Genomic DNA, 24,489 nt, shown 5'->3' with positions numbered 1-24,489 from the left:
GACCGATCGGCTGATCAGGCAAAGGTGAGAAGCGCCAGTCCATAGGCGGCAAGAACCAGCAGCGTGACCCGCAGCCGCAAGGCAAAATACCAGGATTTTTCGAGCGCCCGCGACAGCAGCGACCGGTCGGTGGCCAGAAGCCCGATGAAGCTGATCGCCTGAACCGCAAGCGCCAGGCGCCCGGCCGGCATCAGCAACGAGGCCCAGGCGGCGAGTGCAAACCCGTTGCTGATGGCAATCGCCGACAGAGGCGGCTTTTCCCTCGCCTGAACCAGCCCCCACAGCGTGCCCGCCATGAAGGAGGCGATCACCGCGCCATAGGAGAGGAAGGCGGAAAGCCGGGTGGCCTCGTCCAGCACCGGGAGTTGCGCAAGGTAAAAGGGCAGGGCACCGCAGTAGGTGAGAAGAGCAGTCAGGCGTTGAGGGTTTTGCATCATGCCTCCAGCTTTGGCGAAAGCGGCTTTGCCGGGAGATTGCCCATGACATCCTTAAGGGTTTCCCCGAGCAGATGGCCGCTCAGAAACCCGGCCTCGACGCGATTGCCGATGCACCAGTCGCCGCAGGCGCCGACCCGGCCGTTGGTGTCGAGGATGAAGGGGCGGCCGAGCGGCCGTTCCACATTGGCGTAGCGCCAGCGGTGCAGGGTGATCCCGCTTGCCGCGTCGAGGGGGATGGTCGGAAACAGATTGAGGCAGGCCGCGAGCATCCGCTCGCGCACCTGATCCGGCTCGTCCTCCAGATGCGCATCCGACCAGGCGCTGCCGGCATGAACGACCAGCGAGACGGCTGCCTCGCGCTGCGGCTTGCTGTTGTTGGCGGCCATCCAGCTGATCACCGGCACGGGGTCGCCCGCATCTCCTTCCACCGCCACCTGGCAGGCTTCGAAGGGAAGCTGGGTATCGCGTGGCAGCTGCAGCATCAGCGTGAAGCAGCCATTCATCCGCACCTCTGCAACCGCTGCCGCATCCGCCGCATCAAGCGGCAGAAGGCGGGCGGTCTGCGGCGCCGGGGCGCTCGACAGAACCCAGTCGAACGGGCCAGACCGCTCCTCCGGCGTCACCAGAAACCAGTGTCCCGGTTCGCCGGCAAGCGAAAGCACCTGCCGGTTGAGCCTGACCTCGAAGGGCCGTGCCATCGCCTTGGCAAGAGCGGTCATCGTCGGCACGCCGACGAAGCGCGGGGCGCGATCGACGAGCCGCTCCAGCGTCCGGTCAGCGTTCAGCCGCATCAGGGGCGCGTTCCACGCCTCGACATGGCCCGCCTCGAGAAACGGTTCCAGCGCCGCATGGAAACGGGCATCCCGCACGGTAAAATATTGTGCTCCGTGATCAAAGCCGGTTTCACCCTGGCGGCGCGTGGCAAGCCGTCCGCCAAGGCCCCGGCTTTTGTCGAAGAGCGTGACCCGCGCATGCGCCGAAAGCTGATGTGCCAGCGCAAGACCGGCAATACCCGCCCCGATGATGGCTATGGAAGGCTGTCTCATCGTGCCCTGTCTCCCTTGGTCCGCCGACACCGCTCGGAGCAATACACCACCGCTGGCCAATCCCGCACCCACTTGCGCCGCCAGGAAAACGGCCGTGCGCAGGCCGGGCAGATCTTGCTCGGCAGCTCGCTTTTCTTGACCGTCTTCGCCATGGAGGCACCCCATCACTTTTGGGTGTTTACGCGCGGCGATGTCATGCGGATCAGCGCGGTGCAGCCCTGACGTTTAATCTCGCCTCACAACTGCAAAGATGCGTGTCAGTCTGGATGGTCGGCTGTTTCGGCGTCGTCAGGTCGAGCTGCAGCTCATCGTCCTTTCGCCCATCACCGACAGCCGGAGGGATTGCAGGAGCCCCTGGACGTAAAATTCACTTGATTTGAAAACGATCGTTTTCTATATGTCGCGCATGGCCAAGACTTCACCATCCTACCCCACCGCCCGCAGCCCGGGTCGCCCGCGCGAGTTCGATATCGACGAGGCGCTCGACAAGGCGATCAGGGTGTTCTGCGAGCGCGGCTATCACGCCACCTCGATCGGCGACCTGACGGAGGCGATGGAACTGACCCAGGGTAGCATCTACAAGGCCTTCAAGGACAAGCGCGCCGTTTTTCTTGCGGCTTTCGACCGCAACAAGCTGGTTCGCACCGAGAAGCTTGCCCGCGCCATCGCGCCTGGCAGGACGGGGCTGGAGCGCGTTCGCAATGCGCTCGCCTTCTATGTGGAATCGTCCCAAGGTGCGGAGGGCCTGCAAGGTTGCCTCGTGGTGGGCAGTGCAGCGGAACTTGCGATCTTCGACAGCGAGGTCGCCCAGCGGATCGAGGCGTCCTTCGATCGGAATGAGAAGCTGATGGAAGAGTTGATCGAAGAGGGCCGAGCGGACGGCTCCATTCCCGCCAGGATCGACAGCAAGGCCACGGCCCGGCTGATGCTCTGCCTGCTTCAGGGCATGCGGGTCGTCGGCAAGACAGGGCGCACGCGCGCCGAAATGGCAGCCGTGATGGAGGTTGCCATGCGCACGCTCAGCTAATTTTTTTTACCCAAATAGAAAACATTCATTTCCTAATTTGAGGCCCCTATGACCTACGCCACCGAACATCGACCGGACACAGCCAGAGTTTCCGCCGGAATGACCTTTCTGCTCGCCGCCGCCTGCGGCCTCGTCGCCGCCAACATCTATTATGCGCAACCTCTGGCGGGACCGATCAGCGCCGCCCTTGGGCTCTCGCCGCAGGCGGCGGGATTGATCGTCACCCTGACGCAGATCGGATATGGCGCCGGCCTCCTGTTCGTCGTGCCGCTCGGAGATCTCGTCGAGAACCGCAAGCTTGCGCTCGTGATGATCGGCATTGCGACGGTCGGCCTTCTCGGAGCAGCGCTTTCGCCGAGTGCTGGCCCATTCCTCGCCGCATCCCTGCTGATTGGCCTTGGCTCCGTCGCCGTGCAGGTGCTTGTTCCCTATGCTGCGCATCTGGCGCCCGAAGCGATCAGAGGTCGTGTCGTCGGCAATGTCATGAGCGGCCTTATGCTCGGCATCATGCTGGCCCGCCCGGTTTCCAGCTTCATCGCCGAACTGTCCTCTTGGCATGCGGTGTTTCTGGCATCGGCTGCCGCGATGATCGCGCTCTCCCTGGTTCTCGCACGGGCGCTGCCCCAGCGCGCGCCGACCTCCAAATTGCGCTACGGCCAATTGCTGGCGTCGATGGCGCGGCTGGCAGCCACGACGCCGATCCTGCAACGGCGTGCGCTCTATCATGCCTGCCTGTTTGCCGCGTTCAGCCTGTTCTGGACGACGACGCCGCTGCTGCTGGCCGGGCCGGCATTTGGCCTGTCGCAGGGCGGCATCGCGCTGTTTGCGCTGGCGGGTGTCGCCGGCGCCGTCGCAGCGCCGATCGCCGGACGCGTTGCCGATCGTGGCTGGACACGGCTTGCAACATTCTTTGCAATGCTGGCCGTGGCGATCGCCTTCCTGATGACGCATCTCGCGCCCCTTGGCTCGCCGTGGTCCCTCGCACTGCTGGTCATCGCGGCGATCGTGCTCGATTTTGGCGTTTCCGCCAACATGACGCTCGGCCAGAGGGCGATCTTTGCCTTGGGGCCCGAGTTTCGAAGCCGCCTCAACGGGCTCTACATGGCGACGTTCTTCGTCGGCGGAGCCATTGGATCCGCTCTCGGCGGTTGGGCCTATGCGCAAGGCGGATGGACGCTCACCTCCTGGATCGGCTTTTCGCTTCCGCTTGTTGCACTGGTCTATGCCCTGTCGGAATAAGCCGGAACGTCAACCGCTTTCCTGACCGAGCGCAATCGCGTGGACACGCACGATTGCACACCGAAGCGAATACAGGTGTGTTCCGAGTGGTTTAATCAGCGACAGAAGGGAAATGGCGCACCACGTCGGGCGAAGACGACAACTATGTCTACGCTATGGCCCTCGTTTAGCCCCGCCGCTCCACACTCCGGCAATCCGAACAGCACCCATTCACGGCATTGCTGAGAGCGACACGTGACCGACCGCGTAGGTCTGGCCGCTTTCGACGGCATCGGGAACGGCTGTCCAAAGGCTGAACTCCAACCGCCGCCACGCTGTCGGATCAAACGCGTATACCGTTGCAAGCGCGCCTGCCTTCATGTTCGATTCTGCCTTTGCAGTTGCCTTTTCACGTTCTTCCGCAAGATTGGAATAGGGTGCGATTGGCTGAATGCGACGGATTGCATATCGGGCGGCACCGAGATCTGATGTCAACTGCGTCTGCCAAACCTGCCAAACCTGCACCGACGGCCAGCCGAAGTCGCGCGTCAACGCGGCAAAGCCAGGACTGGTCAGAAAACTCTCGATCCCCTCCGGCTCGTCCCAGAGATAGAAGGGCGCATAGAGGTTTTCGGTGCTTGAGAAGCCGTCGTCTTGCTTCCTCGCCGACAGATATGCCTTGAAGCGCAGTCGCGGAAAGCCGTCGAGCAGCGGCCCTTTTTCCCTGACCCGCCGATCAATGATCGTCATGTCGTAGTCTGCCGGCAGGGTGAAGCTATATTGCATCGCGATCATCGCACGAAACCTTCCTCATCGACGGGGCCGAACCACGCGACCGCCGTGCTGTTCTTCACGGGTTGGACACTGAGATAGCTGAAAGGACTTGAGGGCGTTGCGCCATGCCAATGGCGCTCGTCCGGTGCGAACCAGACCGCGTCGCCTGCGCGAACTTGGATTGCCTCGTCGCCCTCGCGCTGTACAAAGCCGAGGCCATCGAGAACGAAGAGAATCTGGCCACGGGGATGGCTATGCCAATGAGTGACAACGCCCGGCGGGACAAAGGCGCGCATCGCCGTCATCTCGCTCTCGGCGCGGCTGGACAGGATCATCTGGACGAGAAATGGGCCACTTGAGACACCTTCAGGCGCGGCGGCAATCCCCTCGCCAGCGCGAAGTATGGTCATTACGGAGGGGCAAGCCTCCAGCATATCGAAAACATCGCTCATCGCGCCTGCTCCTTGTTAAGGGGCGCTAAGGCGGAAATACCGTAGGCAAAAGACCAGTCCTCGAAGGTTGAGTTGACGATGGTAACCATGACATCCTCCGGTCGGAGACCGGGAGAAACCGCGAGATTGTCGACCAGCCTGCGGTAAAACCGTGCCTTGGTCTGCGCCGAGCGCGCTTTGCCGGTCGTGATGTGGAAGAAGACATAGTCGTCAGAGCGCGGGCCGCCGCGATAACTCCGATCGAAGATCAGTTCGCCCGTCTGGTGCTGGTGGATCGCGACGAACCTGTCCCCTTCGGGCACTTCGAAACAATCGACCAATGCGCGGTCCAGACTATCGAAAACTGCCGCAAGGTGGCCCGCGGATTTACCCGCCAGCATTGAAATACGGGTGAATGGCATATCTGTGCTCCGTCGAAAACGATTGACAGACGGAGTATGCCGCGGCACGATGATCCTGATAATCAGATTATTCAGGATTGAATATCCTGATTTTGAGGACAATATACGTGCGTTTCACCAATCTGGACATGGACGCATTGCGGAGTTTTGTGGCCGGTATCGAGGCCGGCTCCTTCGCGCTGGCGGCCGATCGGCTAGGTCGGTCCACCTCCGCGGTCAGCGCGCAACTGAAGAAACTTGAAGACCAGACCGCCACGAAGCTGGTGCAGAGAGCCGGTCGTGGGCTTGCGCTGACCGAGGGCGGCGAGGTGTTCCTATCCTATGCTCGGCGGCTTTTGAATCTCAATGACGAAGCGGTGAGTGCTATCCATGGGCCGGAACTGGAAGGTTGGGTGCGTCTCGGCATCCAGGAGGACTTTGGCGAGAGCGTTCTGCCGCAGGTGCTCGGTCGCTTCGCCCGAGCCCATCCCAAGGTTCGAATCGAGGGACGCATCGGCCGCAATGTCGAATTGCGGGAGAAGGTTGCTGCCGGCCATCTCGACCTGGCGCTGGCCTGGGATGACGGCACGGCAACGCGGGCCGACAGAATCGCCTCCCTGCCGCTTTGCTGGCTCGGCCCTGCGGACGAGGAGCCATTATGGCAAATGAACGCGGGCGAGCCGCTGCCGCTAGCCTCACTGGAAGCCCCCTGCATCTTACGTAACCTCGCGTGTAGTCATCTCGACCAAGCGGGGATTGCCTGGCGCATCGCCTTTATCAGTCCGAGCTTGGCGGGCCTCTGGGCTGCGACCGCCGCCGGCCTCGGCATCGCGCTTCGCACGCCCGTCGGCCGGCCGTCGAGCGTGCGAGTCCTGGATGCAGCCGAACATAACCTGCCCAGCCTGCCCTCGCTCGGATTGAGCCTTCTAAGCTCGGGCACGCGGGATAATCAGATTAGCGCACATCTCGCTACCATCATTCGTCAGACATTATGGGGTAGTCTACCGGAGGCATGGGTCTTAGCGGCGTAATGCGTGCAAGCACTCAAATGTCCTGATTGATTGCGCTCCCTTGGTTCGTCGCAAGCCGTAAAAGCGTCGTTGATTTCACTGCTGTTTCACAGCCACCATCGCAAAGGTATAGGTGTCTCGATCCGATAGCTTTGTCCTTCCCAGAATTGAAGGCATAAAAAAGGCCCGCCGAAGCGGACCTTTCAAAATCTGTTTGATCGATATCGGGTCAGAAATCGAGGTTGAGAGCGTCTTGTTTCAGGTAATAGCGCGAATTCCGGCCGGTAGGTTCGAACAGGGATTTGATACCTTTTTCTGCGACCTTGTCGCGGACGGTGACTCCGAACATTCCTCTCCGCTCTGCCAAGTGGGCCAGCGAAATGTAATTTTCCATGAAGCTCTCAACGGACTTCGAGCAAATGTAGTCGCGCACTCGCTGCGTCTTCGGATTAAAGCCTTTTACTTGTTTAAGGAAACCGAGGTTCAACAGCTCCGCTACGGTGTTGGGTGCCGTTGCCAGCTTTTCTCGTGCTTGCCTCGTGTTCATCAAACCACATGCCGGGTCAGCCGGATCGAAGATCGGCAACGTTGGGACCACTGTCGACTTTTGCCGTTTTTCGACAAGAGGCTGAAGTTCCGCCAAATCCAATCCAAGTCCTGAGATGGTGCCATCATGACTTAGGCGGCGAAGACTGGTGAGTTTTCCGCTGCAAACGAGTGCAATGATATCGACAATGGTACAGAACAAAATCTGCGTGGCACGACCAATAGGAACCAACACCTCGATCTCTGTCGGCGTTGCCATGGGTGCATCCAGACGATTTTTGAAGGCTTCGAAATCAGAACGACGTACGCGCGAATAAATGCGGGTTCCATCCTGGGGAGCTTCCACTCGAACCAGAAGATTTGCGTCCAGTATTTCCCGCACGCGGTCAAGATGGGTGCCGAGGTCTGGTAATCCCCCCATTTTGAACGGGGCTCCGCAGTAGAATTCACGCGGCCATTTTCAGCTTCTGTGCGGGCGTTATGCCACCGATGCCCATATTGGGTCGTTCGTTGTTGTAGGTCCATAGCCACTGCGTGGCGAATTCCTGCGCCTCCTCGATGCTTTCAATGATGTATTGGTCGAGCCATTCATGTCGGACGGTGCGGTTGTAACGCTCGACATAGGCATTCTGCTGCGGCTTTCCGGGCTGGATGTGGCTCAAGGCAATTCCTTGCGTTGCTGCCCATTCCATCAGCTTGCCACTGACATACTCAGGTCCGTTATCCACACGAATGGCAAATGGTCTGCCTCGCCATTCGATGATCTGGTTCAGGCTGCGGATGACACGTTCAGCAGGCAGCGAAAAGTCCACCTCGATGCCCAACCCCTCGCGGTTGAAGTCGTCCAAGACATTCAACAGTCGGAATTGCCGGCCATCCTCCAAACGATCCGCCATGAAATCCATTGACCAGACCATGTTCGATTGATCCGGGACGGTCAGCGTGTCGGGCTTGTCCCGCTTCAAACGCTTGCGTGGCTTGATCCTGAGGTTCAACTCCAACTCGCGGTAGATGCGGTATACGCGCTTGTGGTTCCAGCGATGTCCTCGGACATTCCGCAGGTAAAGGAAGCACAGGCCAAAGCCCCAGGTCTTCTTTGCCCGCGTCAGTCCGATGAGGAGATCGGCGATCTGCTCGTTCTCGTCGTTCAGCTTGGCGCTGTAACGATAGCAGGTCTCGCTGACCTCAAAGGTCCGGCAGGCAAGCGCAATGCTCACCCCGTGCAACGCCACTGCTTTCCCGGCCATCTCTCGGCGTTGAGACGGCCGTGTTATTTTTTTCCTAAGGCTTCCTTCAGCAGTTCTGCCTGTATGCTCATCTCGGCATACATCTTCTTCAGCCGCCGGTTCTCATCCTCCAGAGCCTTCATCTGGCTGATCATCGAGGCGTCCATACCGCCATACTTCGAACGCCACTTGTAAAAGGAGGCGGTGCTCATCCCGTGTTCCCGGCATAACTCCGGCACCGGAACGCCGCCTTCTGCCTGGCGCAGGATGGCAAGGATTTGTGGTTCGGTAAATCTGCTCGTCTTCATCAAAATCTCCTCGATCATAAAGCCCGAGAAAATTCTACTTTTGAAGCCCGTTATTTATCGGGGGGATTACCACGGCAAATCAGGTGGCGGGGGTTTGTATTGAGACGAAAGCAAGCAGGCAGCGTTGCCTAACGGTGTCAAGCGTGAAGGTCGACGGCGACATGTTGGTAATCTGCCGCATGCTCCTGGCAATGGGCGCGCACGCGCTGAAGCCAGCTCTCGTACCAGACCCACATTCCCTTGTATTCACCATCACGACCGAAGTTATTGGCCGGATTTTTAGCATCCAGCGCGTGCCATAGAGCCGTGTGACTTCCCTGTTTGAACTTGGGATAGCCCTCTGCTTGCATGATCTCAATAATCTGCTTGCCGAGGAATCTTTTCTTTTCGACCTCCTTGAGCAACACGCGGTTGATCTCAGCGGCTTCTTCCGACCCGGGCTTCACGAACTCAACGGCGAGGTCGGCAGCGGACTTTCGGTTCGCAAGCTTCGGTACAAATACCACGCGGTATGCGAAATCTGGGTCGGCCATCTGCTCATCTGAGAGCCCCCTATGGAATTCATCCATCAGGGTCTCGATGTGCGGCGGAAGAGAACTTGCCTTCTTCAGGATCGAGCGCTGGTCAGAACTGAACGTGACGAACTGCAGGGCAATGGGTAGGCGACGTTCGAGGCCGTACTGGCCACCGAATAGCTTTTTGATCGCTTCATTGAAATTTATGCAGCACGCCTGCATCTTTGCACTGACCGCGTCGTCAATCCGGCTGGTCATGCGATGCTCAATCTCGTGGCGGATCATGATCAGGAATTCCAGGTTCTTCACAGCACCACCTGGTATAGGGCATCTTCCATGCCTGAGGCACATGCCCAATTCCCAATAGCAATCCTCTCCAGAGGTCGTCTTTTTGACAGTGCCGTCCGCGTTTTTGTAGCGATAATCGATCCCTTCACGCCGGTAAAAGGCATGCAACAAATATGTCCATGCGATGACGCCTGTGACGATGAACAGTTCAGCGCGGAAGGTAAGACCTGCGCCATTGAAAGTGTGAACGGCCGCGATCATCGCCTCGCGAGCTTTGATCAACAATTCGTCGCCGCGCACGCTCAAACCAGTCGCCGGATCGATGTCCGGCCAGGTCGCGAGATAATCGCTCAAGTCGTCGGCTGTTGCGGCCTTAATAGCCTTATGCTTGGCCTCCGTTCTGACTTCGGAAATGACGCGATGGTTCACGGACCGGGTCGGCCGTGTGAAGTACGCAAGGATTTCCTGATCGCTATAGCCGCCCCGGGCAAGCATCGCCTTGACCAAAGCGATTTCCCATCTCTCAAGCGGTAGCCGAAGTTTCTTCGCCAAATCCATCCCCCAGATGAGTACCAGGATACGACTAGAAACGGCAGCGAGTCGCAACCTTTAATTTAGCCATAAGATGCTCTGGAGATCGTCGAGTCCTGCAAGCTCAACGCGGTCGATCCATTGGCATATCTGAGCGCCACACTGACTGCCATCGTCATCGGCCACAAGCAGAGCCAGATCGAGGAGCTGATGCCGTTGAATTATTCGCGCGGTCAAAGAGCTAAAGTCTCCTATTGGGGGTGGTTTCAACTGATCGCCGCAACACACTCTGCAAATCTTTCGGCCCACCGTGGCTTCGCTCTTAAGCGCCCCGAGCGGCGCTAAGTACAACGTACCTTTTCGCACGACTGTCCATAGCTAGTATCCGGGTGAACTTCAGCTCGATTTTGCGACCAGTACCCTGCACGTACTGATCTAGTCCCCAAGAGAACACAGCCTTATGGCGTCTTAAAGTTTCGCGGGACATGCTGAACGGCACAACGTGACCCAAATCCCCATCGAAAACGCTTCCATATCCCGAGTTTGCGTTAAATGCAGAAACGCTTACCGCCTTGGTCTGCTCGTTGTTGTCCTCAACATTGAGCTTCACATAGTCACGAGTTTGTTCGTTGAAGGTGTTGAGAATGTTGAAACCGCCTGAAATTTCAATCTTGTTCGCGCCGTTTCCGATTACCCCATGAGCTTGGCGAATAGGCGGTTCGCTGATTGCAACAAGCGCCTCGATATCGCCGCCACGCCGAGCAATCAACGGCGCTAGAGTTTGATCCGTGGCGGTATTGGCTTCTCCAAGGTTTCGGTTAATTACACGGTTTGCGAGCGCGTAGAGGAAAGCAGGCGCACCCAGCCCACCAGCGGCAATTCCGAAAACGGTCTGCGGATTGTTCTGCATATAGACGACAAATTCCGCAATGACGCTTCCCTCAACCGGTGCTCTTGCTCGCACGGCATGACGCCCGTTGAAGTCGCCTCGCTGCCGTATCTCACCGGTATCTGCATAATTGGAGATGAGTGAAAGCGCCCACGCAAATCCGGCAAGGGCCATATAGCCGTCATAGCGACCGCAGTCGAAAAGGAATTTGCTCTGCCACTCAAAGGCCCTCAAACACGCAATCAATATTTGCGCAACATCGCGACAACTATCATCAAAAAAATTAGTTGTGGAATGTGGATTAGCGGTTAACGTGTGGATTAAGGCAACTTCTCCGATAAGGTTTTCTTGTGTTTCAGGATATTAGTGTCGGTGCTATTGGCGCGGCGATGATTACAGCGGCAATTTCGCTGATAGGGTTGATTGTTGCCAAAGAGCAAAAAGTGTCAGATTTTCGCCAAGCGTGGATAGATTCCCTTCGCTCGGAAGTAACGTTATACCTTACAAGCATGAACGCGATAGTTGACGCGACCTACTTGCCCTACAAAGATCAAGTGGAGAAAGTAAAATCACTTAGCCCACTTTATTCGAGTTTGAATAATGCCAATTTCTTCATAACGTTGCGGTTAAACCCCCATGAGAAAAATTCAAAAGGACTTTTGGCTTGTATGAAAGCCTTTGAAGAAATGGCAAGTCGCCCGAACGGGCTTACACGGGAAAATGTTAAACGCGTCGAGCTTGATTTTCTTTTGGCTTGCAAGAACCTGCTTAAATACGAGTGGCAGCGAGTTAAACGAGGTGAGCCAACCTTTAGAATTACAAAAGCTTTGCTTTTGGTCATTCTCGCGTCTGCCGTTGGGTTGCTGTCCTTTGATTACGCCTCAACCTCCAAGGAGACTGTGAACTCACAAACGCAAGTGAATACAGACCCAATCAAAAAGCGCTGATCAAGCTTTTTTGGGGCACCGTACTGGTACACCACCGAAACGGAATGCTTGTTATTTTACTGTTTTTATTGGATAAAATCTGCGGTGTCCCTTTTCCTGCAAGTGGCACCATTTCACCCAGTCCATTAGCATCGGGTTTTGTATGTCGGCATCTCCGTGTCTGACACTAATGCCTGTTGCTTGCTCACCGATCCTGTGCAATGCAAAGACACAAAAGGGAGACATTGTGTCCCCCTAGCCATCCCTGAAAGCCCGGTTTCTGACGCTTTTGAGCGATGGTGGGCGCTCTCTCCGGGCCGACCAAGGCATCTTGTATTGCTCTTCAGCGGGCACAACGACCGCATCCGCCATCTTCGACGCTAAAACCCGCCATCCCGCTTCCGGCCCCATTTCAGCCTCGTACCTAGAAACAATTCATGTCTCCTATTGGCGCAAAGCGGGAGCACGCTGGTGGCCAAAATCGGTCATCAACCTGTTCCGGAAATGCGGTTGGCCTTCATCCAGCCGATCACTGCATCTGCATTCTTTTCCGGAGGATGTACGGGATAAAAGACATGTTTGATAACACCTGCTTCTATGATCATCGTCAGCCTTTTTAACAAAGTCATGCCCCCGGCTTGGAACATTGGTAAGCTGAGGGCCGACGCGAGGAGGAGCGAGTGATCGGAGAGAAGCGGGAACGGGAGGTGAAGCCGTTCCGCAGCCTCACGTTGGTATTCCGTTGTCTGGGTCGAGAGGCCAAATAAATGGCTCGCGCCTAGCTCCTTTAACTCTGCGAAATGATCCCGGAATGCGCAGGACTGCGGTGTGCATCCTCTCGCGCCGGGAATTGCATCCCAGCCGTCGATAGCTTTGCCTCCGGGCGGGCTTGTCCGAGGATACGCGTAGACTACAGATAAGCCGGGACTGCACAGGTCCACGATTGTCCCATCGGTGGCCTGCAAAGCAATGTTTGGCACTTCCATTCCAAGCAGATGCGTAGCCACTCCATCGTCTTGGGGGATCAATTCAGCCCCATCGTTCCCGAATTCACTCATTGGTGTCTCGTTTTTCGTTTACACACGCCGTCATCAGCCGCTGACGCTAGACAATTATCGTGCCACTACAATGTCTCCAATTGGCGCATTCTTGCAATCAATGTTGTGGCGGCATTTTTCGTCATGGCCAATCGAGCATGGTCAACATGCGAGGATAAACACCGCTTACAGTTCAGTACACGGAGCGAGTATCTCAGCGCCCATTCAATATCGACATGGCGCGATGGGCTGCCCCTCCGTCATCGGTCGACAATATTCCCTGAGGACTTCAACTCCCTGGCCGCGCTTGAAGCTGACATCTTGGTCACGCATGAAGCACCGTCGACCCATAAATATGGGCACACTGAAATCGATGACCTCGCGGAGGTGCTGGGGGTAAAGATCATTGTGCATGGTCACCTTCACCAGGACTATCGCGCTACGCTTTCCAACGGCATCAAGGTGATCGGCTTGCCGAAAGCGGGCGTTCTCGTCACGTCGTTCTCAGCGCTGATCGGGTAGCAAGCAAGGCCATTATCCCCCTTCGGCTATTCCGACCTGGCCCCGGATTTCAACGCCACCATCTACGAAGTACCGCTGGACTGGGCAGTCAGCAAACAACCATGTGCCCAAAATGTAACGAAGTCGTCAGCCTCACGGGCTATGTGATCCGCAACTCGGAAATTTCTTTCGGAGCGTATAGCCTACGCCAGCGCTCATAGCGACGAACCAAGGGAGCGCAATCACTGATGAAGATAAAATCTTGAAATTTCAACTATTTTCATAAATGGCGCACCCGACAGGATTCGAACCTGTGACCTTTGGAATCGGAATCCAACACTCTATCCAGCTGAGCTACGGGTGCTTTTGAAACAGATGCGTGACGCACTGTTGTTGCCGGTGAAGGGTTCATAACAAAGGTCAGGGTCGGCAGCAATCGGCAAAACATAGAAAATGTCGTGTGGGGCGGAAAGATTGCGGATTGTGGCGGGGGCAGGGGCGAGGAGCAAGTAGCCGGTAGCGAATAGCCAGTAGGCAGTAGGTGATGGCAATCAGGCCGAGGCTGGGCGAGGGGGGCGGTCAGCGGAGCGCCGTGAGGCGCTGGGCGCGGTCGATCAGCATGTTGGCCAGCATCATGCGGGTATTGGCCCTGTCGCGAAACAGCGCGTCGACGCTGTCGGGGTGGTTGTGGCGGGCAAATGTGCGGCGGCGTTCGGCAAGGGTTTCGTGGCTATCGGTCGGCAGGATGCCAAGATCCTCCGCCACCTCCTGTTCCGAAAGGCGTGCAAGCTCAGCCGGCATGACAGGGGGCAGAGGTTCGGGGCGGTCCCCCGGCTGTTGTCGCACCTCCTCGGCAAAGCCGTCGAGGGCGGAGCGATACGGGTCGTCAAAGCCTGCCGCCTCGGCATCCGGCGCGGCACCCGCAGCCATGACGAAGCCACTGGTGAGGCCTGCCACGCGATAAGAGGGTGAGGGGGCCGGCGTGTCGTCCGGCGCCTCCACGTCCAGGCGGGTCAGTATGGTCTGGAAGACCGATCGTCCGAACAGCATCTCCTGGTTCCTGATCTCCCGGCCCCTGATCTTTCGGCCCTTGTCCAGCCCAATCCCCTGTGCGCCTATCCGATCATGCGGATATGGTGCGGGGCTTGTGGTGGCCAAGTCAGGGGCAGGGGCGCGGCGAGAAGCGCGCGGCTGAACGTGATGCGGTCAGGCGGTTTTCGGATCAGGCCTGGGCCTGACCTTGACCCGCTTCCGAGCCGGGCGGGCCGGAAGTCTGGCTCTGCATCTGGCCGTTGGCGGGCTGCACGGTCAGCGACACTGTCAGGCTTTCGCCGTGGGTCCCGACGCGCATGCCGGAGACGGGGGCGCAGTCGTGATAGCAGAGGCCTGTTGCAAGCCGCACATAGCGGTCATCCGGGCAGATCTTGTTGGCAGCGTCAAACCCCACCCAGCCGAGACCCGGAATATGCGCCTCCGCCCAGGCATGGGTCGCCACCTGTTCGACTTGACCTTCCATCATCAGGTAGCCGGAGACATAGCGGGCGGGAAGCTTCGCCAGGCGTGCCGCCGCCACGAAGATATGGGCGTGATCCTGGCAGACGCCGGATTTGGCCTCCAGCGCCTCTTCCGCCGTCGTTTCCGCGTCGGTCGCGCCGGGCAGATAGGCCACCGTCTCGTGGATCGTCTCCATCAGCGTGTGCATCTGCGCAAGCTCGCTGTCGCCTTTCAGCGATCGGGCGAGTTCCCGAAGCAGCTTGCCGGGCTTGGTGCGCGGTGTGTCGCGCAAGTACAGCCAGAGCGGAACGAAGCCGGTATGGGGGCCAACCACGCCCGCCTTGTCGATGGTGTCCACCTCGCCTGCCGCGGTGATGCGGATGGTGCGCTCGCCGCCTTCGATGGACACAAGCTCCACATGGTTGCCGAACTGGTCGGCATAGCCGGCCTCCACCTTGGCGCCATCGACGCTGATCGCCCAGTTGATGACCTTCTGCGTCGAGCCATCGAGCGGCTTGAGGCGCAAGCGCTGCAGCGCATAGGCCACCGGCTCGTCGTAGAGATATTCCGTGGTGTGGGAAATTTTTAAACGCATGACCTTGTCGTCCCCCGGCGCCGTCTATCGATAGAAGCGGTAGCCTTCTGATATTTCGGCGCTCAATTGGTTGTTCCGGTTGATGAAATCCTCCAGGAACTCGTGCAGGCCCTGGTCCATCACGTCGGAAATGGAACCGCGCTTCAGCATGGCCTTGATCGTGGCCGCCGTATCATGCGCCTTGTGCCGCTCGCCGTATTCCTCCTCCAGATAATGCAGATTGCTGACGATCTTTTCGTAGCAATAGGCAAGCGAGCGCGGCATGCGCACGTTGAGGATCAGGAAATCGGCGATGCTCGACGGCTTGTATTCGCCATCATAGACCCAGCCATAGGAACGGTGCGCCGAAACCGAGCGCAGGATGGATTCCCACTGGAAATTATCCAGCGAGGAGCCGACCTGGCTGACAGCCGGCAGAAGCACGTAATATTTCACGTCGAGAATGCGGCTCGTATTGTCCGCCCGCTCGATGAAGGTGCCGATGCGCGAGAAATTGTAGAGATCGTTGCGCAGCATCGAGCCGTGAAAGGCACCACGGATGAGGCCGGCGCGCCGCTTGATCACGTCGATGACTTCCGGCAGGTCGGCCGCTTTCACCTTGCGCGACAGGAGCTGCTTCAGCTCGATCCAGCACTCGTTGGTGGCTTCCCAGGTCTCGCGCGTCAGCGCCGTGCGCACCATGCGGGCATTGTTGCGACCCGATTCGATGCAGGACATGACGCTCGACGGGTTGGACGTGTCGCGCAGCAGGTAATCGATGGCGTTTGCCGCCGTCAGCGTATCATGCACGCTCGCATAGGCGTCGCGCACACCGGCGCTTTGCAGCACGCCGTCCCAATCCTCGTCGGAGGAGCCGGCCCGGGTCAGCGAGACACGAAGCCCCGCATCGACTAGGCGGGCGATGTTTTCGGCGCGCTCGATGTAACGGAACATCCAGTAGAGGCCGTTTGCAGTTCTTCCCAGCATTGCTCTACGCCCTCAATCTTCCAGTACCCAGGTGTCCTTGGTGCCGCCGCCCTGGCTGGAATTGACCACCAGCGAGCCCTGCTTCAGCGCCACGCGGGTCAACCCGCCCGGAATGATCTTCACCTTGTCAGACACCAGCACATAAGGGCGCAGATCCACGTGGCGGGGCGCAATGCCCTTGTTGACGAGGATCGGCACGGTCGACAGAGAGAGTGTCGGCTGGGCGATGTAATTGGAGGGCCGTGCCTTCAGCTTTTCGGCAAAATCGGCGCGCTCCTTCTTCGAGGCCGTCGGGCCGACCAGCATGCCATAGCCGCCCGAACCGTGCACTTCCTTCACCACCAGCTCTTCCAGATGCTCCAGCACGTATTTGAGGCTTGCCGCTTCCGAACAGCGCCAGGTCGGCACGTTTTCCAGAAGCGCCTTGCGGCCGGTATAGAATTCGACGATTTCCGGCATGTAGGAATAGATCGCCTTGTCGTCGCAGATGCCGGTGCCCGGCGCATTGGCAATGGTGATATTGCCGGAGCGATAGACATCCATGATGCCGGGAATGCCGAGCGCCGAATCCGGCCGGAAGGTCAAGGGATCGAGATAGTCGTCGTCGACGCGGCGATAGAGAACGTCGATCGCTTCGTAGCCGCGGGTGGTGCGCATCTTCACCTTGCCGTCGATGACGCGCAGGTCCGATCCCTCCACCAGTTCCACGCCCATCGTATCGGCAAGGAAGGAGTGTTCGTAATAGGCGGAATTGTAGATGCCGGGCGTGAGAACGGCGACGCGCGGGCGCCCCTTGCAGCCGGGAGGCGCAAGCGAGGCCAGCGACTGGCGCAGCAGATAGGGATAATCCTCGACGCGCTGCACCTTGTTCTGCGAAAACAGCTCGGGAAACATCTGCATCATGGTTTCCCGGTTCTCCAGCATGTAGGAGACGCCGGAGGGCGTGCGGGCATTGTCTTCCAGCACGTAGAACTGGTCTTCGCCGGTGCGCACGATGTCGGTGCCGACGATATGCGTATAGACGCCGCCCGGCGGCTTGAAGCCGATCATTTCCGGCAGGAAAGCGACGTTCTTCTCGATCAGTTCGCGCGGAATGCGCCCGGCGCGGATGATCTCCTGCTTGTGGTAGATGTCGTCCAGAAAGGCATTGAGCGCCAGAACGCGTTGCTCGATGCCCTGTGCCAGCCTTCGCCACTCACGGGCGGCAATGATGCGCGGGATGATGTCGAAGGGGATCAGTTTTTCGGAGGAATCGGCATGGCCGTAGACTGCAAAGGTAATGCCGGTCTTGCGGAAGATGTTTTCCGCGTCCCGCGATTTCTGGATGAGATGCGCCGGATCCTGGCTTGCATACCACTCCTGGTAAGTCTGGTAAGGCGGACGCGGACTATTGTCCGCGGTTAACATTTCATCGAATGCCAATGGTGCGTCCCCGGTTTTTGACCATAAGAGTACAACGCAGATGGCAATGCAAGAACCATGCACAGTCCGCGTTGATTTAATTCAAAGGCGGCCGAAAGGGCAGGGTACGGGCGGTCGGCGGCACCGGCAAGCGTCGCCAAGGCCTGTCGGGCAGGCTACGTGATGGGGCGCTAAAATGCGCGGGCGCCTTGCGCCGCGCCACGATCGGCGGCGCCAAGTCCTTCAAACTATTGCGGCTGGACAGAAAACAGACAGGCCTTTGACGGCGCGTGCACAAAGTCGCGGCAGTTCCGCCGCCGCGGTGTGCGGGGGCGCGCGGGACGATTTTTCCGCGTCTGCCGGGCAATGGTCTGGCAGCTGGTGTCAAGGGTTGCAACTGCCGGCAGCACGTCCACGCGTACTCAAAGAAAACCCGCCCCCCTCGGGCTGGAAGGGAGCGGGTGACGTTCTTTTGCCGGCTGGCAAAGGCTCAGGCGCGGTCGCGGTTGCGGCCGCCCTGGCCACCGGTGCGGTTTTCGCCGCCGAACTTTACCGGGCCGCCATTGCCGGCCGGCTTCTGGCCGGGGCGGCCCTGGCCATTGCGGGCGGTGCGCTGGCTTGCCGGTTCATGGGCGCCGTGGGCGGCATGGCCACCCTTGCGCTCGCCGTTGCGGGCCGGGCGACCGTCGGGGCGGCCACCGGCCGGCTTCTTCGTCGCGCGGAAATCCGAGGTCGAGGCCAGATCGTTGTCGGCTTCGAAGCGGGGGGCTTCTTCGCCGCGGCGCTGGCCGCGGAAGGAGCGTTCGCCCAGTTCCTCGCCACGGGCCGAAAGGGCAGCGCCTTCCGGCGTGCGCGGACGCCGCGACGGACGGTTTTCGGCGCGGCCACGGCCGGCACCTTCACCGCGTCCACCTTCAGAACGTCCACCGTCCGGGCGGCCGCGGCCGGCGCCATTGCGGGCAGGGCCGCTACGGGCAGGCTTGCCGCTGGAGCGGGCCGGGCTTGCCAGCACCGTCGGACGCTCGCCTGAGGCAACGGTGATCTCGATGTTCATCAGGCGCTCGATGTCGCGCAGCAGGCGCGTTTCATCCGGCGCGCAGAAGGCAATGGCGATGCCGTCACGGCCGGCGCGCGCGGTGCGGCCGATGCGGTGAACATAGGCGTCGGCGACTTCCGGCAGGTCGTAGTTGAACACATGCGTGACGCCCGGGATGTCGATGCCGCGCGCTGCCACATCGGTTGCCACGAGAACGCGGATTTCGCCGTCGCGGAAGGCTTTGAGCGCGCGTTCGCGCTGGCCCTGGCTCTTGTTGCCGTGAATGGAGGCAACCTTGAAGCCGATATGCTCCAGATATTTGAACAGCTTTTCAGCGCCATGCTTGGTGCGCAGGAACACCATGGCGCGGCCATCGGGATTCTTTTCCAGCGAGGCCTTCAGGAGTTCGGTCTTGTCGTTCTTGCCGTTGACGAAATGCACATACTGCTCGACCTTGTCGGCCGCCTTGCCCGGAGGCGTGACTTCGACCTTGACCGGATCCTTCAGGAAATCGCCGGCGAGATCGGCAATCGCCTTCGGCATGGTGGCCGAGAAGAGCAGCGTCTGGCGCCGGGCCGGCACCATCTTGGCAATCTTGCGCAGGTCATGCACGAAACCGAGGTCCAGCATCTGGTCGGCTTCGTCAAGCACCAGGTAGCGCACGGTGGTGAGCCCGATGGCGCGGCGGCTGATCAGGTCGAGCAGGCGGCCGGGGGTGGCGACCAGGATGTCGGTGCCCTTTTCAAGCTGCATCTGCTGCTTGTTGATCGAAGCGCCGCCCACGACGGAATTGATCTTCAGCGGCGTGTTGCGCACATAGCTTTTCAGGTTGGTGGCGATCTGGTTCACCAGTTCGCGGGTCGGTGCCAGGATCAGGGTACGCGTCGTGCGGTTGTCCGGACGCTTCTGTTCCTTCAGCAGCATTTCGATGAGGGGCAGGCCAAAGGCTGCGGTCTTGCCGGTGCCGGTCTGGGCAAGGCCGATCATGTCGCGGCCTTCGAGCAGAAGCGGAATGGCCTGGGCCTGGATCGGGGTGGGGGTGTCGTAGCCAAGGCTGGTTACGGCGGCAACGAGCTGCTTGGTCAGACCAAGCTCGTGGAAATTCGTCAAGTCGAATACCTTTTCGGGGCGCCAAAAGCGTGCCGCCGGTGCGGCACCATGCCGTCCGGTCTGCTTCTGGCGTCAAGAACCCCGCGTGAAGTGGGAACTTGTCTGTGGAAATTGCTTCCCAGCGCTGGCCTCTTAGGGCCTTCAGTAAGTGCGCCTTGTTCCTTCTTCGCGAATATTCTCGTCGCAGGGCCAGCTCACGCGGCGGCCGGAAGGTGAAAGCTGATGCTGCATGTGCGTCTTTTGCACCTGAAAGTCAAGAGCCCGCGTCGAGATCGGCGCGGGCTCCTTTAATCGAGCGATGGTCTATTTTGGCATTCTGGCAAAGGCTGCAACGCCTGGCCGTCATCGCGCCTGCCGTCAATAGGCCGGGCAGACGCGGACGCGGTAGGCATCGCCCCACTCATTCTCCTGCCATTCGAAATGGCAATGCGGGCGCGGCGCCTCGCGGTAGTAGGTGCGTTCATAAACCACCTGGCGCGGCGGGGGCGGCGGCGGCACATCATAGATGCGTTCTTCATAGACGGGCCCGCGCGGCTGCGAAGCGATCGCGCCACCGATGAGGCCACCAACCGTGCCGGCTGCGACACCGGCCCAGAAATGATCCCGCGCTTCAGCAGCAGGGGCGGTTGCGATCAGCGCGCTGGTCAGCGAGAGCGCGACAAGACCCGCAGTAAAACTCTTCTTCAGAACTGACATGGCTTTGTTCCTTTCACCCGTTTGATCCTTATCGGGTACATCGTCAAGATCATCCCAGATCGCGGCAAATTAAAGGAAAAACAAAAGGATAAGTCTGAACATCCGTTCATCTGGCGAAAGTCTGAGGTTGAAGTCTCGCGTGCTGCCGGCACGGGCTGATGGTATTGTGGCGAAATGGCGGCGGCTCAGTGGCAGAAGAATGGCAGGCCATTTTGGGTGTCTGCGGGTGCCTTTGATCGCGCATCCTCTGTCTCGGGCGCGGCTGGAGTGCCCCTCGAAACCGATTGTTAACCATACTGGTGCTCAAGTTCCGGTTTGATGCATCATGGTGCGAATCATGGGCGGTGGCGTCCGTGTGGCGGTTCGTTGGGGGATCGGGTGAGTAGCGATAGTGAACTTCTGCAGCGGGCCTGCGAAAGGATCAACGATCTCGACGTGCCGGCCTTCATCAAGGATGGGACGCTTCGGTACGTCTGCGTCAACGATGCCTACGCCCAACTATGCGGCGTCACGCGGGCGGCTTTTGCGGGGCTGTCCACGGGCGATGTTGCGCGCTCGCTGGAAGACGAGGCGGCGCTCGACAAGCAGCGCCGGGCGCTGGTCTTCGGCAGCGACGAGGTGGCACTGTGCCGGGATGCGGCAGGCGTCCTGCGGCATGAACTGCGCATCGAGCGCTTCGTCACCGATGATGACCGGGCCTATCTGTTCGGCATTTTCGAGCCTGTGGCATCTGCCGCCGTGCCGCAAGGCGCCGCCGATAAGGAAGGCGGAGAGGTGAATGAGTTGGCAAGCCGGCTGGCGAGCGGGCATGTGAGCCTCGAAATGCTGGGCACGGCGCTCGATCTCCTGGATGCCGGCATCGGCATTTTCAGCGAAACCGACGAGCTCCTCTATCATAACGAACAGCTGGGGCACTATTTCGAGAGCCTCGGCGTCGCGCTTTCACCGCGCCTGAAGCTCGATCAGTTGGTCGAGCGGCTCTATGATCACAAGGCAGGCGTGCCCGAGGAAGACGGAGCGGACGATCGGCGCCGCGAATGGATCGAAGAGCGCATGCGCATTCTCCATCTGCAGAGCTGGCAGGCCATGGAGCCGCTGATGGATGGACGCTGGATGCGCAGCGTCAACCGTCGGCTGGACAATGGCTGGCTGATCATGCTGCGGCTGGATGTCACCGAATACAAGGTGCAGGAAATGCGCCTCGGCAAGAATATCGAGGAGGCCGAGATTTTCCGTGCCGCCTTCGAGGATCTGCCGGTGGCCGTGTTCCTGCGCGACAGCCAGCGCCGCCTGGTCTATGCCAATGGCGCCTATGAGACGATGCTGGGCAAATCGCGAGCGGATCTGATCGGGCTAACCGAAGAGGACATGTTTCCGGACGATGCCGACCGCTTCCGCCGGGAAAATGAAGAGCTGCTCGCCAAAGGCGGCTCGATCGAGAAGACGGAGGATATTGCGCTTCCGCAAGGGACCAGCATTGCAGCCATTACGCGGCTCGCGCGCATTTCCTCACCGGCAGGCGAGCCCTATGTCGTCGGCTCCATCACCGATGTCTCCCTGGTGCGCAAAGCCCAGAAGGAGGCTGAGCGGCTGCATCTTGAAGTGCAGGCCATCCTGGATTCGCTTCCCGTCGGTGTCGCCATTCTCGATCGTAACCACGCCTTCGAATATGCCAATCGCAGCTTTCACGAACTGCTGTGCGGCGAAGGGGAGAGCTGCGGCAACCTTGCCGGTCAGGCATACCGCGACTTTCTGCGCACGCAATACAATGCGGGGGTCTATGGGCAAGACCCGGACGGTTTTGATGCCTTTTATGCCGCGCGCCTTAAAGCACTCACCAGCCCGGACGATTTGCCGCCGATCGAGCTTTTGACCACGGAGGGCCGCACGCTTGTGATGTCGCGCGAGCATCTGTCCGACGCAAAGATGCTGCTGAGCTACATCGACACGACGGCCATGCGCCGGCGCGAGCAGGAGGTGCAGGAGGCGCGCGCCGCCCTCGAACAGCACGGCGCCATGATGCAGGATGCGACGAGCGTGATGTCGCAGGGGCTGTTGATCCTGCGCGAGGGGCGGGTGGTGTTTTCCAACGAGGCGCTCGCCGATATCCTGCAGGTGCCACAAGGCCTGATCCAGGCGGGAAAACCCTGGCGGGCGGTGTTTGCCTATATGGCAGCCCGCGGCGATTTCGGTTCGCCGGAACAGGCGGAGGACACGTTTCGCTACTGGCAGACGATGGAAACGGAGGGCAAGGGCTTTTCCGCCTCGCTCTGCATCGAGGAGACCTGCTGGATCGACGTGGAGATGAACCTCAGCGGCAATGGCAACTGGCTGGCCGTCTTCACCGACGTCACCGAGGTGCGTCAGCGCGAGCGCCAGCTGGAACGGCTGCTGGAACGCGCCGAATCGGCCGATCGGGCAAAATCCGAATTTCTCGCCAATATGAGCCACGAGATCCGCACTCCGATGAACGGCGTGCTGGGCATGGCCGAACTGCTGGCCAAGTCCAATCTGGATACGCGCCAGAAGACGTTTACCGATATCATCGTCAAATCCGGCAATGCGCTGCTCACCATCATCAATGACATCCTGGATTTCTCCAAGATCGATGCCGGGCAGATGACGCTGCGCAAGGCGGATTTCGATCCGGTGGACGCCATTGAGGACGTGGCAACCCTTCTGTCGTCCTCGGCGGCCGAAAAGGACATCGAGCTTCTGGTGCGCGGCGCCTCGACCCACGATACGGTGGTCGGCGATCCCGGCCGGTTTCGCCAGATCGTCACCAATCTCGTCGGCAATGCGGTGAAATTCACCGAGAAGGGGCACGTGCTGATCGACGTGTCCACCACGCCACTCGATGAGGCGACGGTGTCCCTGACGATCCGTATCGAGGATACGGGCCTTGGCATTCCCGAAGACAAGCTGAAGACGATCTTCGACAAGTTTTCGCAGGTCGATACATCCTCGACCCGCCGCTACGAAGGCACGGGCCTCGGCCTTGCCATCACGGCGGGCCTTGTGAAGCTGTTCGGCGGCACGATCGGCGTTGAAAGCGTGCACGGCAAGGGCTCGGTGTTTTCCGTCACCCTGCCGTTTGCGGTCGGCGCCAGGCGCAGCATCAGCCAGCCCTCGACGGCGAGCACCCGCGGTGCCCGCATCCTCGTCATCGACGATAACCCGGTCAACCGGCAGATCCTCACCGAACAGCTGTCGCACTGGGAATTTGACGCCGTTGCCGTGGACAGCGGCCTGGAGGGGCTTGCCGTGCTGCGCGCGGCGGCGGCCATGGGGGTGGAGGTCGACGCGATCATCCTCGACTACCACATGCCGCAGATGAGCGGGCTCGATGTCGCCGTGGAAATCCGCAAGGACAAGGCCCTTGCCGATCTCGCCATCGTCTTTCTGACGTCGATGGATACGGCCAGCAGCGAGCAGGCCTTCCAGACGCTCAACATCCAGGCGCATCTGATGAAGCCGGCGCGTGCGCATCTTCTGCGCTCGACCATTGCCGATGTGGTGCGCACCAGCCGTGAGGACCGTCGCCGGGCCACAGTGCCGTCGGGGCACCACGTACAGACGCAGGCGCCGGCGCTCGCCGCACCCGTGGCGCCCCCCGTTTCGACCAGCGTGATTGCCCGCATGATCACCGACAGGCCGGCCGAGCGCGTCGACCAGCTTGACGTGCTGGTGGCGGAAGACAACGAGGTCAACCAGATCGTCTTCACCCAGATCCTGCAGGCGACGGGGCTGCGCTTCCGCATCGTCGGTAATGGGGCCGAGGCCGTCGAGGCCTGGAAGGCGCAGAAGCCCGCGCTCATCCTGATGGATGTCTCCATGCCGGTGATGAACGGTCATCAGGCCTGCCGCCGGATCCGCGAGATAGAGGCGCAGGAGGGTGGCCATGTGCCCATCGTCGGCGTGACCGCCCATGCGTTGGAGAGCGACCGGGATCTCTGCCTCGCCGCCGGCATGGACGATTACCTGTCGAAACCGATCAGTCCGGAAATTCTGGAGGCGAAGATGAGCCGCTGGCGGGTGCATGCCTGCAGCAGCGAAGTTTCGCGCGGCTGAGTTTGCGGG

The 24,489-nt window shown here is 59.8% G+C and carries 23 protein-coding genes, 1 tRNA gene and 1 pseudogene; 7 read left to right on the top strand and 18 right to left on the bottom strand.

Translation table 11 applies throughout. The features are described from left to right. Positions 1-14 precede the first annotated feature (14 nt). Genes ACEXP3_RS06130 through ACEXP3_RS06120 form a run of 3 tightly spaced genes read right to left on the bottom strand, consistent with a single transcriptional unit; the run spans position 15 to position 1,635 of the window. Complete coding sequence (locus ACEXP3_RS06130; RefSeq protein WP_377296458.1) at positions 15-434, bottom strand: DUF3429 domain-containing protein; 420 nt, start codon at positions 432-434, stop codon at positions 15-17. Continuing rightward, positions 434-1,483, bottom strand: a complete 1,050-nt coding sequence (locus ACEXP3_RS06125; protein WP_377296457.1) for an NAD(P)/FAD-dependent oxidoreductase — start codon at positions 1,481-1,483, stop codon at positions 434-436. The genes ACEXP3_RS06130 and ACEXP3_RS06125 overlap by 1 nt, the downstream gene beginning before the upstream one ends. Next, the gene (locus tag ACEXP3_RS06120) at positions 1,480-1,635 is read right to left on the bottom strand and encodes a DUF2256 domain-containing protein (RefSeq protein WP_210104329.1); all 156 of its coding nucleotides are present in this window, start codon (positions 1,633-1,635) and stop codon (positions 1,480-1,482) included. Before ACEXP3_RS06120 ends, ACEXP3_RS06125 begins: the two co-directional genes overlap by 4 nt. A gap of 224 nt (positions 1,636-1,859) precedes the next feature. Here ACEXP3_RS06120 and ACEXP3_RS06115 point away from each other — a divergent pair, with 224 nt between their 5' ends. Both ACEXP3_RS06115 and ACEXP3_RS06110 read left to right on the top strand, forming a co-directional pair. Then, positions 1,860-2,510: a TetR/AcrR family transcriptional regulator gene (locus ACEXP3_RS06115; protein WP_377296456.1), complete on the top strand. Its 651-nt coding sequence runs from the start codon at positions 1,860-1,862 to the stop codon at positions 2,508-2,510. A 48-nt stretch (positions 2,511-2,558) separates the two neighbouring features. Then, entirely contained in the window at positions 2,559-3,749 is a 1,191-nt protein-coding gene (locus ACEXP3_RS06110; protein ID WP_377296455.1) for an MFS transporter, read from the top strand. A 210-nt stretch (positions 3,750-3,959) separates the two neighbouring features. Here the strand turns inward: ACEXP3_RS06110 and ACEXP3_RS06105 are convergent, their stop codons facing one another. From ACEXP3_RS06105 to ACEXP3_RS06095, 3 genes are read right to left on the bottom strand one after another with little or no spacing between them, the layout of a single operon-like run. Next, positions 3,960-4,523 carry a DUF4865 family protein gene (locus tag ACEXP3_RS06105; protein ID WP_377296454.1) on the bottom strand — a complete coding sequence of 188 codons (564 nt, stop codon included), beginning with the start codon at positions 4,521-4,523 and terminating at the stop codon, positions 3,960-3,962. After that, positions 4,520-4,954, bottom strand: coding sequence for a cupin domain-containing protein (locus tag ACEXP3_RS06100; RefSeq protein ID WP_377296453.1), 435 nt, complete (start codon positions 4,952-4,954; stop codon positions 4,520-4,522). Before ACEXP3_RS06100 ends, ACEXP3_RS06105 begins: the two co-directional genes overlap by 4 nt. Further along, positions 4,951-5,355 (bottom strand): tautomerase family protein, encoded by a 405-nt coding sequence (locus ACEXP3_RS06095; RefSeq protein WP_377296452.1) that lies wholly within the window; start codon positions 5,353-5,355, stop codon positions 4,951-4,953. The genes ACEXP3_RS06100 and ACEXP3_RS06095 overlap by 4 nt, the downstream gene beginning before the upstream one ends. A 107-nt stretch (positions 5,356-5,462) precedes the next feature. On the opposite strand from ACEXP3_RS06095, the gene ACEXP3_RS06090 reads away from it, so the two are divergent. Continuing rightward, positions 5,463-6,365, top strand: coding sequence for a LysR substrate-binding domain-containing protein (locus tag ACEXP3_RS06090; protein ID WP_377296451.1), 903 nt, complete (start codon positions 5,463-5,465; stop codon positions 6,363-6,365). Between the two features lie 208 nt (positions 6,366-6,573). On the opposite strand, the gene ACEXP3_RS06085 is transcribed toward ACEXP3_RS06090, so the two are convergent. The 3 genes from ACEXP3_RS06085 to ACEXP3_RS06075 all read right to left on the bottom strand — a co-directional run bounded on the left by ACEXP3_RS06085 (position 6,574) and on the right by ACEXP3_RS06075 (position 9,779). Continuing rightward, on the bottom strand, positions 6,574-7,311 hold the full coding sequence (locus tag ACEXP3_RS06085; RefSeq protein ID WP_377296450.1) for a hypothetical protein: 738 nt from the start codon (positions 7,309-7,311) through the stop codon (positions 6,574-6,576). Positions 7,312-7,336: 25 nt separating this feature from the next. Then, a protein-coding gene (locus ACEXP3_RS06080; protein ID WP_377296449.1) for an IS3 family transposase occupies positions 7,337-8,424 on the bottom strand; the annotation gives its coding sequence in 2 pieces (ribosomal slippage) (positions 7,337-8,163 and positions 8,163-8,424; 1,089 coding nt in all). Positions 8,425-8,561: 137 nt separating this feature from the next. Beyond that, positions 8,562-9,779 (bottom strand): DUF3644 domain-containing protein, encoded by a 1,218-nt coding sequence (locus tag ACEXP3_RS06075; RefSeq protein ID WP_377296448.1) that lies wholly within the window; start codon positions 9,777-9,779, stop codon positions 8,562-8,564. Between the two features lie 84 nt (positions 9,780-9,863). On the opposite strand from ACEXP3_RS06075, the pseudogene ACEXP3_RS06070 reads away from it, so the two are divergent. Further along, positions 9,864-9,983, top strand: a pseudogene (locus ACEXP3_RS06070) (transposase domain-containing protein); the annotation flags it as partial. Positions 9,984-10,080: 97 nt separating this feature from the next. On the opposite strand, the gene ACEXP3_RS06065 reads toward ACEXP3_RS06070, so the two are convergent. Next, positions 10,081-10,821, bottom strand: a complete 741-nt coding sequence (locus ACEXP3_RS06065) for a DUF7946 domain-containing protein (protein ID WP_377296447.1) — start codon at positions 10,819-10,821, stop codon at positions 10,081-10,083. A gap of 176 nt (positions 10,822-10,997) precedes the next feature. Here ACEXP3_RS06065 and ACEXP3_RS06060 point away from each other — a divergent pair, with 176 nt between their 5' ends. Beyond that, the gene (locus ACEXP3_RS06060) at positions 10,998-11,594 is read left to right on the top strand and encodes a hypothetical protein (protein ID WP_377296446.1); all 597 of its coding nucleotides are present in this window, start codon (positions 10,998-11,000) and stop codon (positions 11,592-11,594) included. A 467-nt stretch (positions 11,595-12,061) separates the two neighbouring features. Here the strand turns inward: ACEXP3_RS06060 and ACEXP3_RS06055 are convergent, their stop codons facing one another. Next, positions 12,062-12,631 (bottom strand): peroxiredoxin, encoded by a 570-nt coding sequence (locus ACEXP3_RS06055; RefSeq protein WP_377296445.1) that lies wholly within the window; start codon positions 12,629-12,631, stop codon positions 12,062-12,064. 300 nt (positions 12,632-12,931) lie between these two features. Between ACEXP3_RS06055 and ACEXP3_RS06050 the strand changes: the two genes are divergently transcribed. Continuing rightward, positions 12,932-13,132 carry a hypothetical protein gene (locus ACEXP3_RS06050; RefSeq protein ID WP_377296444.1) on the top strand — a complete coding sequence of 67 codons (201 nt, stop codon included), beginning with the start codon at positions 12,932-12,934 and terminating at the stop codon, positions 13,130-13,132. 266 nt (positions 13,133-13,398) lie between these two features. On the opposite strand, the gene ACEXP3_RS06045 is transcribed toward ACEXP3_RS06050, so the two are convergent. The 7 genes from ACEXP3_RS06045 to ACEXP3_RS06015 all read right to left on the bottom strand — a co-directional run bounded on the left by ACEXP3_RS06045 (position 13,399) and on the right by ACEXP3_RS06015 (position 20,409). Then, positions 13,399-13,475: transfer RNA gene (locus tag ACEXP3_RS06045), tRNA-Arg, on the bottom strand. A gap of 215 nt (positions 13,476-13,690) precedes the next feature. Continuing rightward, complete coding sequence (locus ACEXP3_RS06040) at positions 13,691-14,161, bottom strand: hypothetical protein (protein WP_377296443.1); 471 nt, start codon at positions 14,159-14,161, stop codon at positions 13,691-13,693. 172 nt (positions 14,162-14,333) lie between these two features. Then, positions 14,334-15,200 (bottom strand): transglutaminase family protein, encoded by an 867-nt coding sequence (locus tag ACEXP3_RS06035; protein ID WP_377296442.1) that lies wholly within the window; start codon positions 15,198-15,200, stop codon positions 14,334-14,336. A 24-nt stretch (positions 15,201-15,224) separates the two neighbouring features. Beyond that, complete coding sequence (locus ACEXP3_RS06030) at positions 15,225-16,166, bottom strand: alpha-E domain-containing protein (RefSeq protein WP_377296441.1); 942 nt, start codon at positions 16,164-16,166, stop codon at positions 15,225-15,227. Between the two features lie 12 nt (positions 16,167-16,178). Beyond that, positions 16,179-17,588, bottom strand: a complete 1,410-nt coding sequence (locus ACEXP3_RS06025; RefSeq protein WP_210104334.1) for a circularly permuted type 2 ATP-grasp protein — start codon at positions 17,586-17,588, stop codon at positions 16,179-16,181. 469 nt (positions 17,589-18,057) lie between these two features. Further along, positions 18,058-19,713 carry a DEAD/DEAH box helicase gene (locus ACEXP3_RS06020; RefSeq protein ID WP_377296440.1) on the bottom strand — a complete coding sequence of 552 codons (1,656 nt, stop codon included), beginning with the start codon at positions 19,711-19,713 and terminating at the stop codon, positions 18,058-18,060. A gap of 357 nt (positions 19,714-20,070) precedes the next feature. After that, positions 20,071-20,409, bottom strand: coding sequence for a hypothetical protein (locus tag ACEXP3_RS06015; RefSeq protein ID WP_377296439.1), 339 nt, complete (start codon positions 20,407-20,409; stop codon positions 20,071-20,073). 378 nt (positions 20,410-20,787) lie between these two features. Between ACEXP3_RS06015 and ACEXP3_RS06010 the strand changes: the two genes are divergently transcribed. Then, positions 20,788-24,480, top strand: coding sequence for a PAS domain-containing hybrid sensor histidine kinase/response regulator (locus ACEXP3_RS06010; RefSeq protein ID WP_377296438.1), 3,693 nt, complete (start codon positions 20,788-20,790; stop codon positions 24,478-24,480). Positions 24,481-24,489 lie beyond the last annotated feature (9 nt).

Origin of the sequence: Neorhizobium fuzhouense, from assembly GCF_042611105.1 — a bacterium.
Taxonomy (GTDB): Bacteria; Pseudomonadota; Alphaproteobacteria; order Rhizobiales; family Rhizobiaceae; genus Neorhizobium; species Neorhizobium galegae_A.
Note: the sequence above shows the minus strand (reverse complement) of the source record. Positions and strands in the feature narration are given on the sequence as shown.

Excerpts from the sequence above, each read along its gene's own strand:
- ACEXP3_RS06130 (WP_377296458.1), bottom strand. The coding sequence starts at position 434 with ATGCAAAACCCTCAACGCCTGACTGCTCTTCTCACCTACTGCGGTGCC.
- ACEXP3_RS06125 (WP_377296457.1), bottom strand. The coding sequence starts at position 1,483 with ATGAGACAGCCTTCCATAGCCATCATCGGGGCGGGTATTGCCGGTCTT.
- ACEXP3_RS06120 (WP_210104329.1), bottom strand. The coding sequence starts at position 1,635 with ATGGCGAAGACGGTCAAGAAAAGCGAGCTGCCGAGCAAGATCTGCCCG.
- ACEXP3_RS06110 (WP_377296455.1), top strand. The coding sequence starts at position 2,559 with ATGACCTACGCCACCGAACATCGACCGGACACAGCCAGAGTTTCCGCC.
- ACEXP3_RS06105 (WP_377296454.1), bottom strand. The coding sequence starts at position 4,523 with ATGATCGCGATGCAATATAGCTTCACCCTGCCGGCAGACTACGACATG.
- ACEXP3_RS06100 (WP_377296453.1), bottom strand. The coding sequence starts at position 4,954 with ATGAGCGATGTTTTCGATATGCTGGAGGCTTGCCCCTCCGTAATGACC.
- ACEXP3_RS06095 (WP_377296452.1), bottom strand. The coding sequence starts at position 5,355 with ATGCCATTCACCCGTATTTCAATGCTGGCGGGTAAATCCGCGGGCCAC.
- ACEXP3_RS06085 (WP_377296450.1), bottom strand. The coding sequence starts at position 7,311 with ATGGGGGGATTACCAGACCTCGGCACCCATCTTGACCGCGTGCGGGAA.
- ACEXP3_RS06065 (WP_377296447.1), bottom strand. The coding sequence starts at position 10,821 with ATGGCCCTTGCCGGATTTGCGTGGGCGCTTTCACTCATCTCCAATTAT.
- ACEXP3_RS06055 (WP_377296445.1), bottom strand. The coding sequence starts at position 12,631 with ATGAGTGAATTCGGGAACGATGGGGCTGAATTGATCCCCCAAGACGAT.
- ACEXP3_RS06040 (WP_377296443.1), bottom strand. The coding sequence starts at position 14,161 with ATGCTGTTCGGACGATCGGTCTTCCAGACCATACTGACCCGCCTGGAC.
- ACEXP3_RS06035 (WP_377296442.1), bottom strand. The coding sequence starts at position 15,200 with ATGCGTTTAAAAATTTCCCACACCACGGAATATCTCTACGACGAGCCG.
- ACEXP3_RS06030 (WP_377296441.1), bottom strand. The coding sequence starts at position 16,166 with ATGCTGGGAAGAACTGCAAACGGCCTCTACTGGATGTTCCGTTACATC.
- ACEXP3_RS06015 (WP_377296439.1), bottom strand. The coding sequence starts at position 20,409 with ATGTCAGTTCTGAAGAAGAGTTTTACTGCGGGTCTTGTCGCGCTCTCG.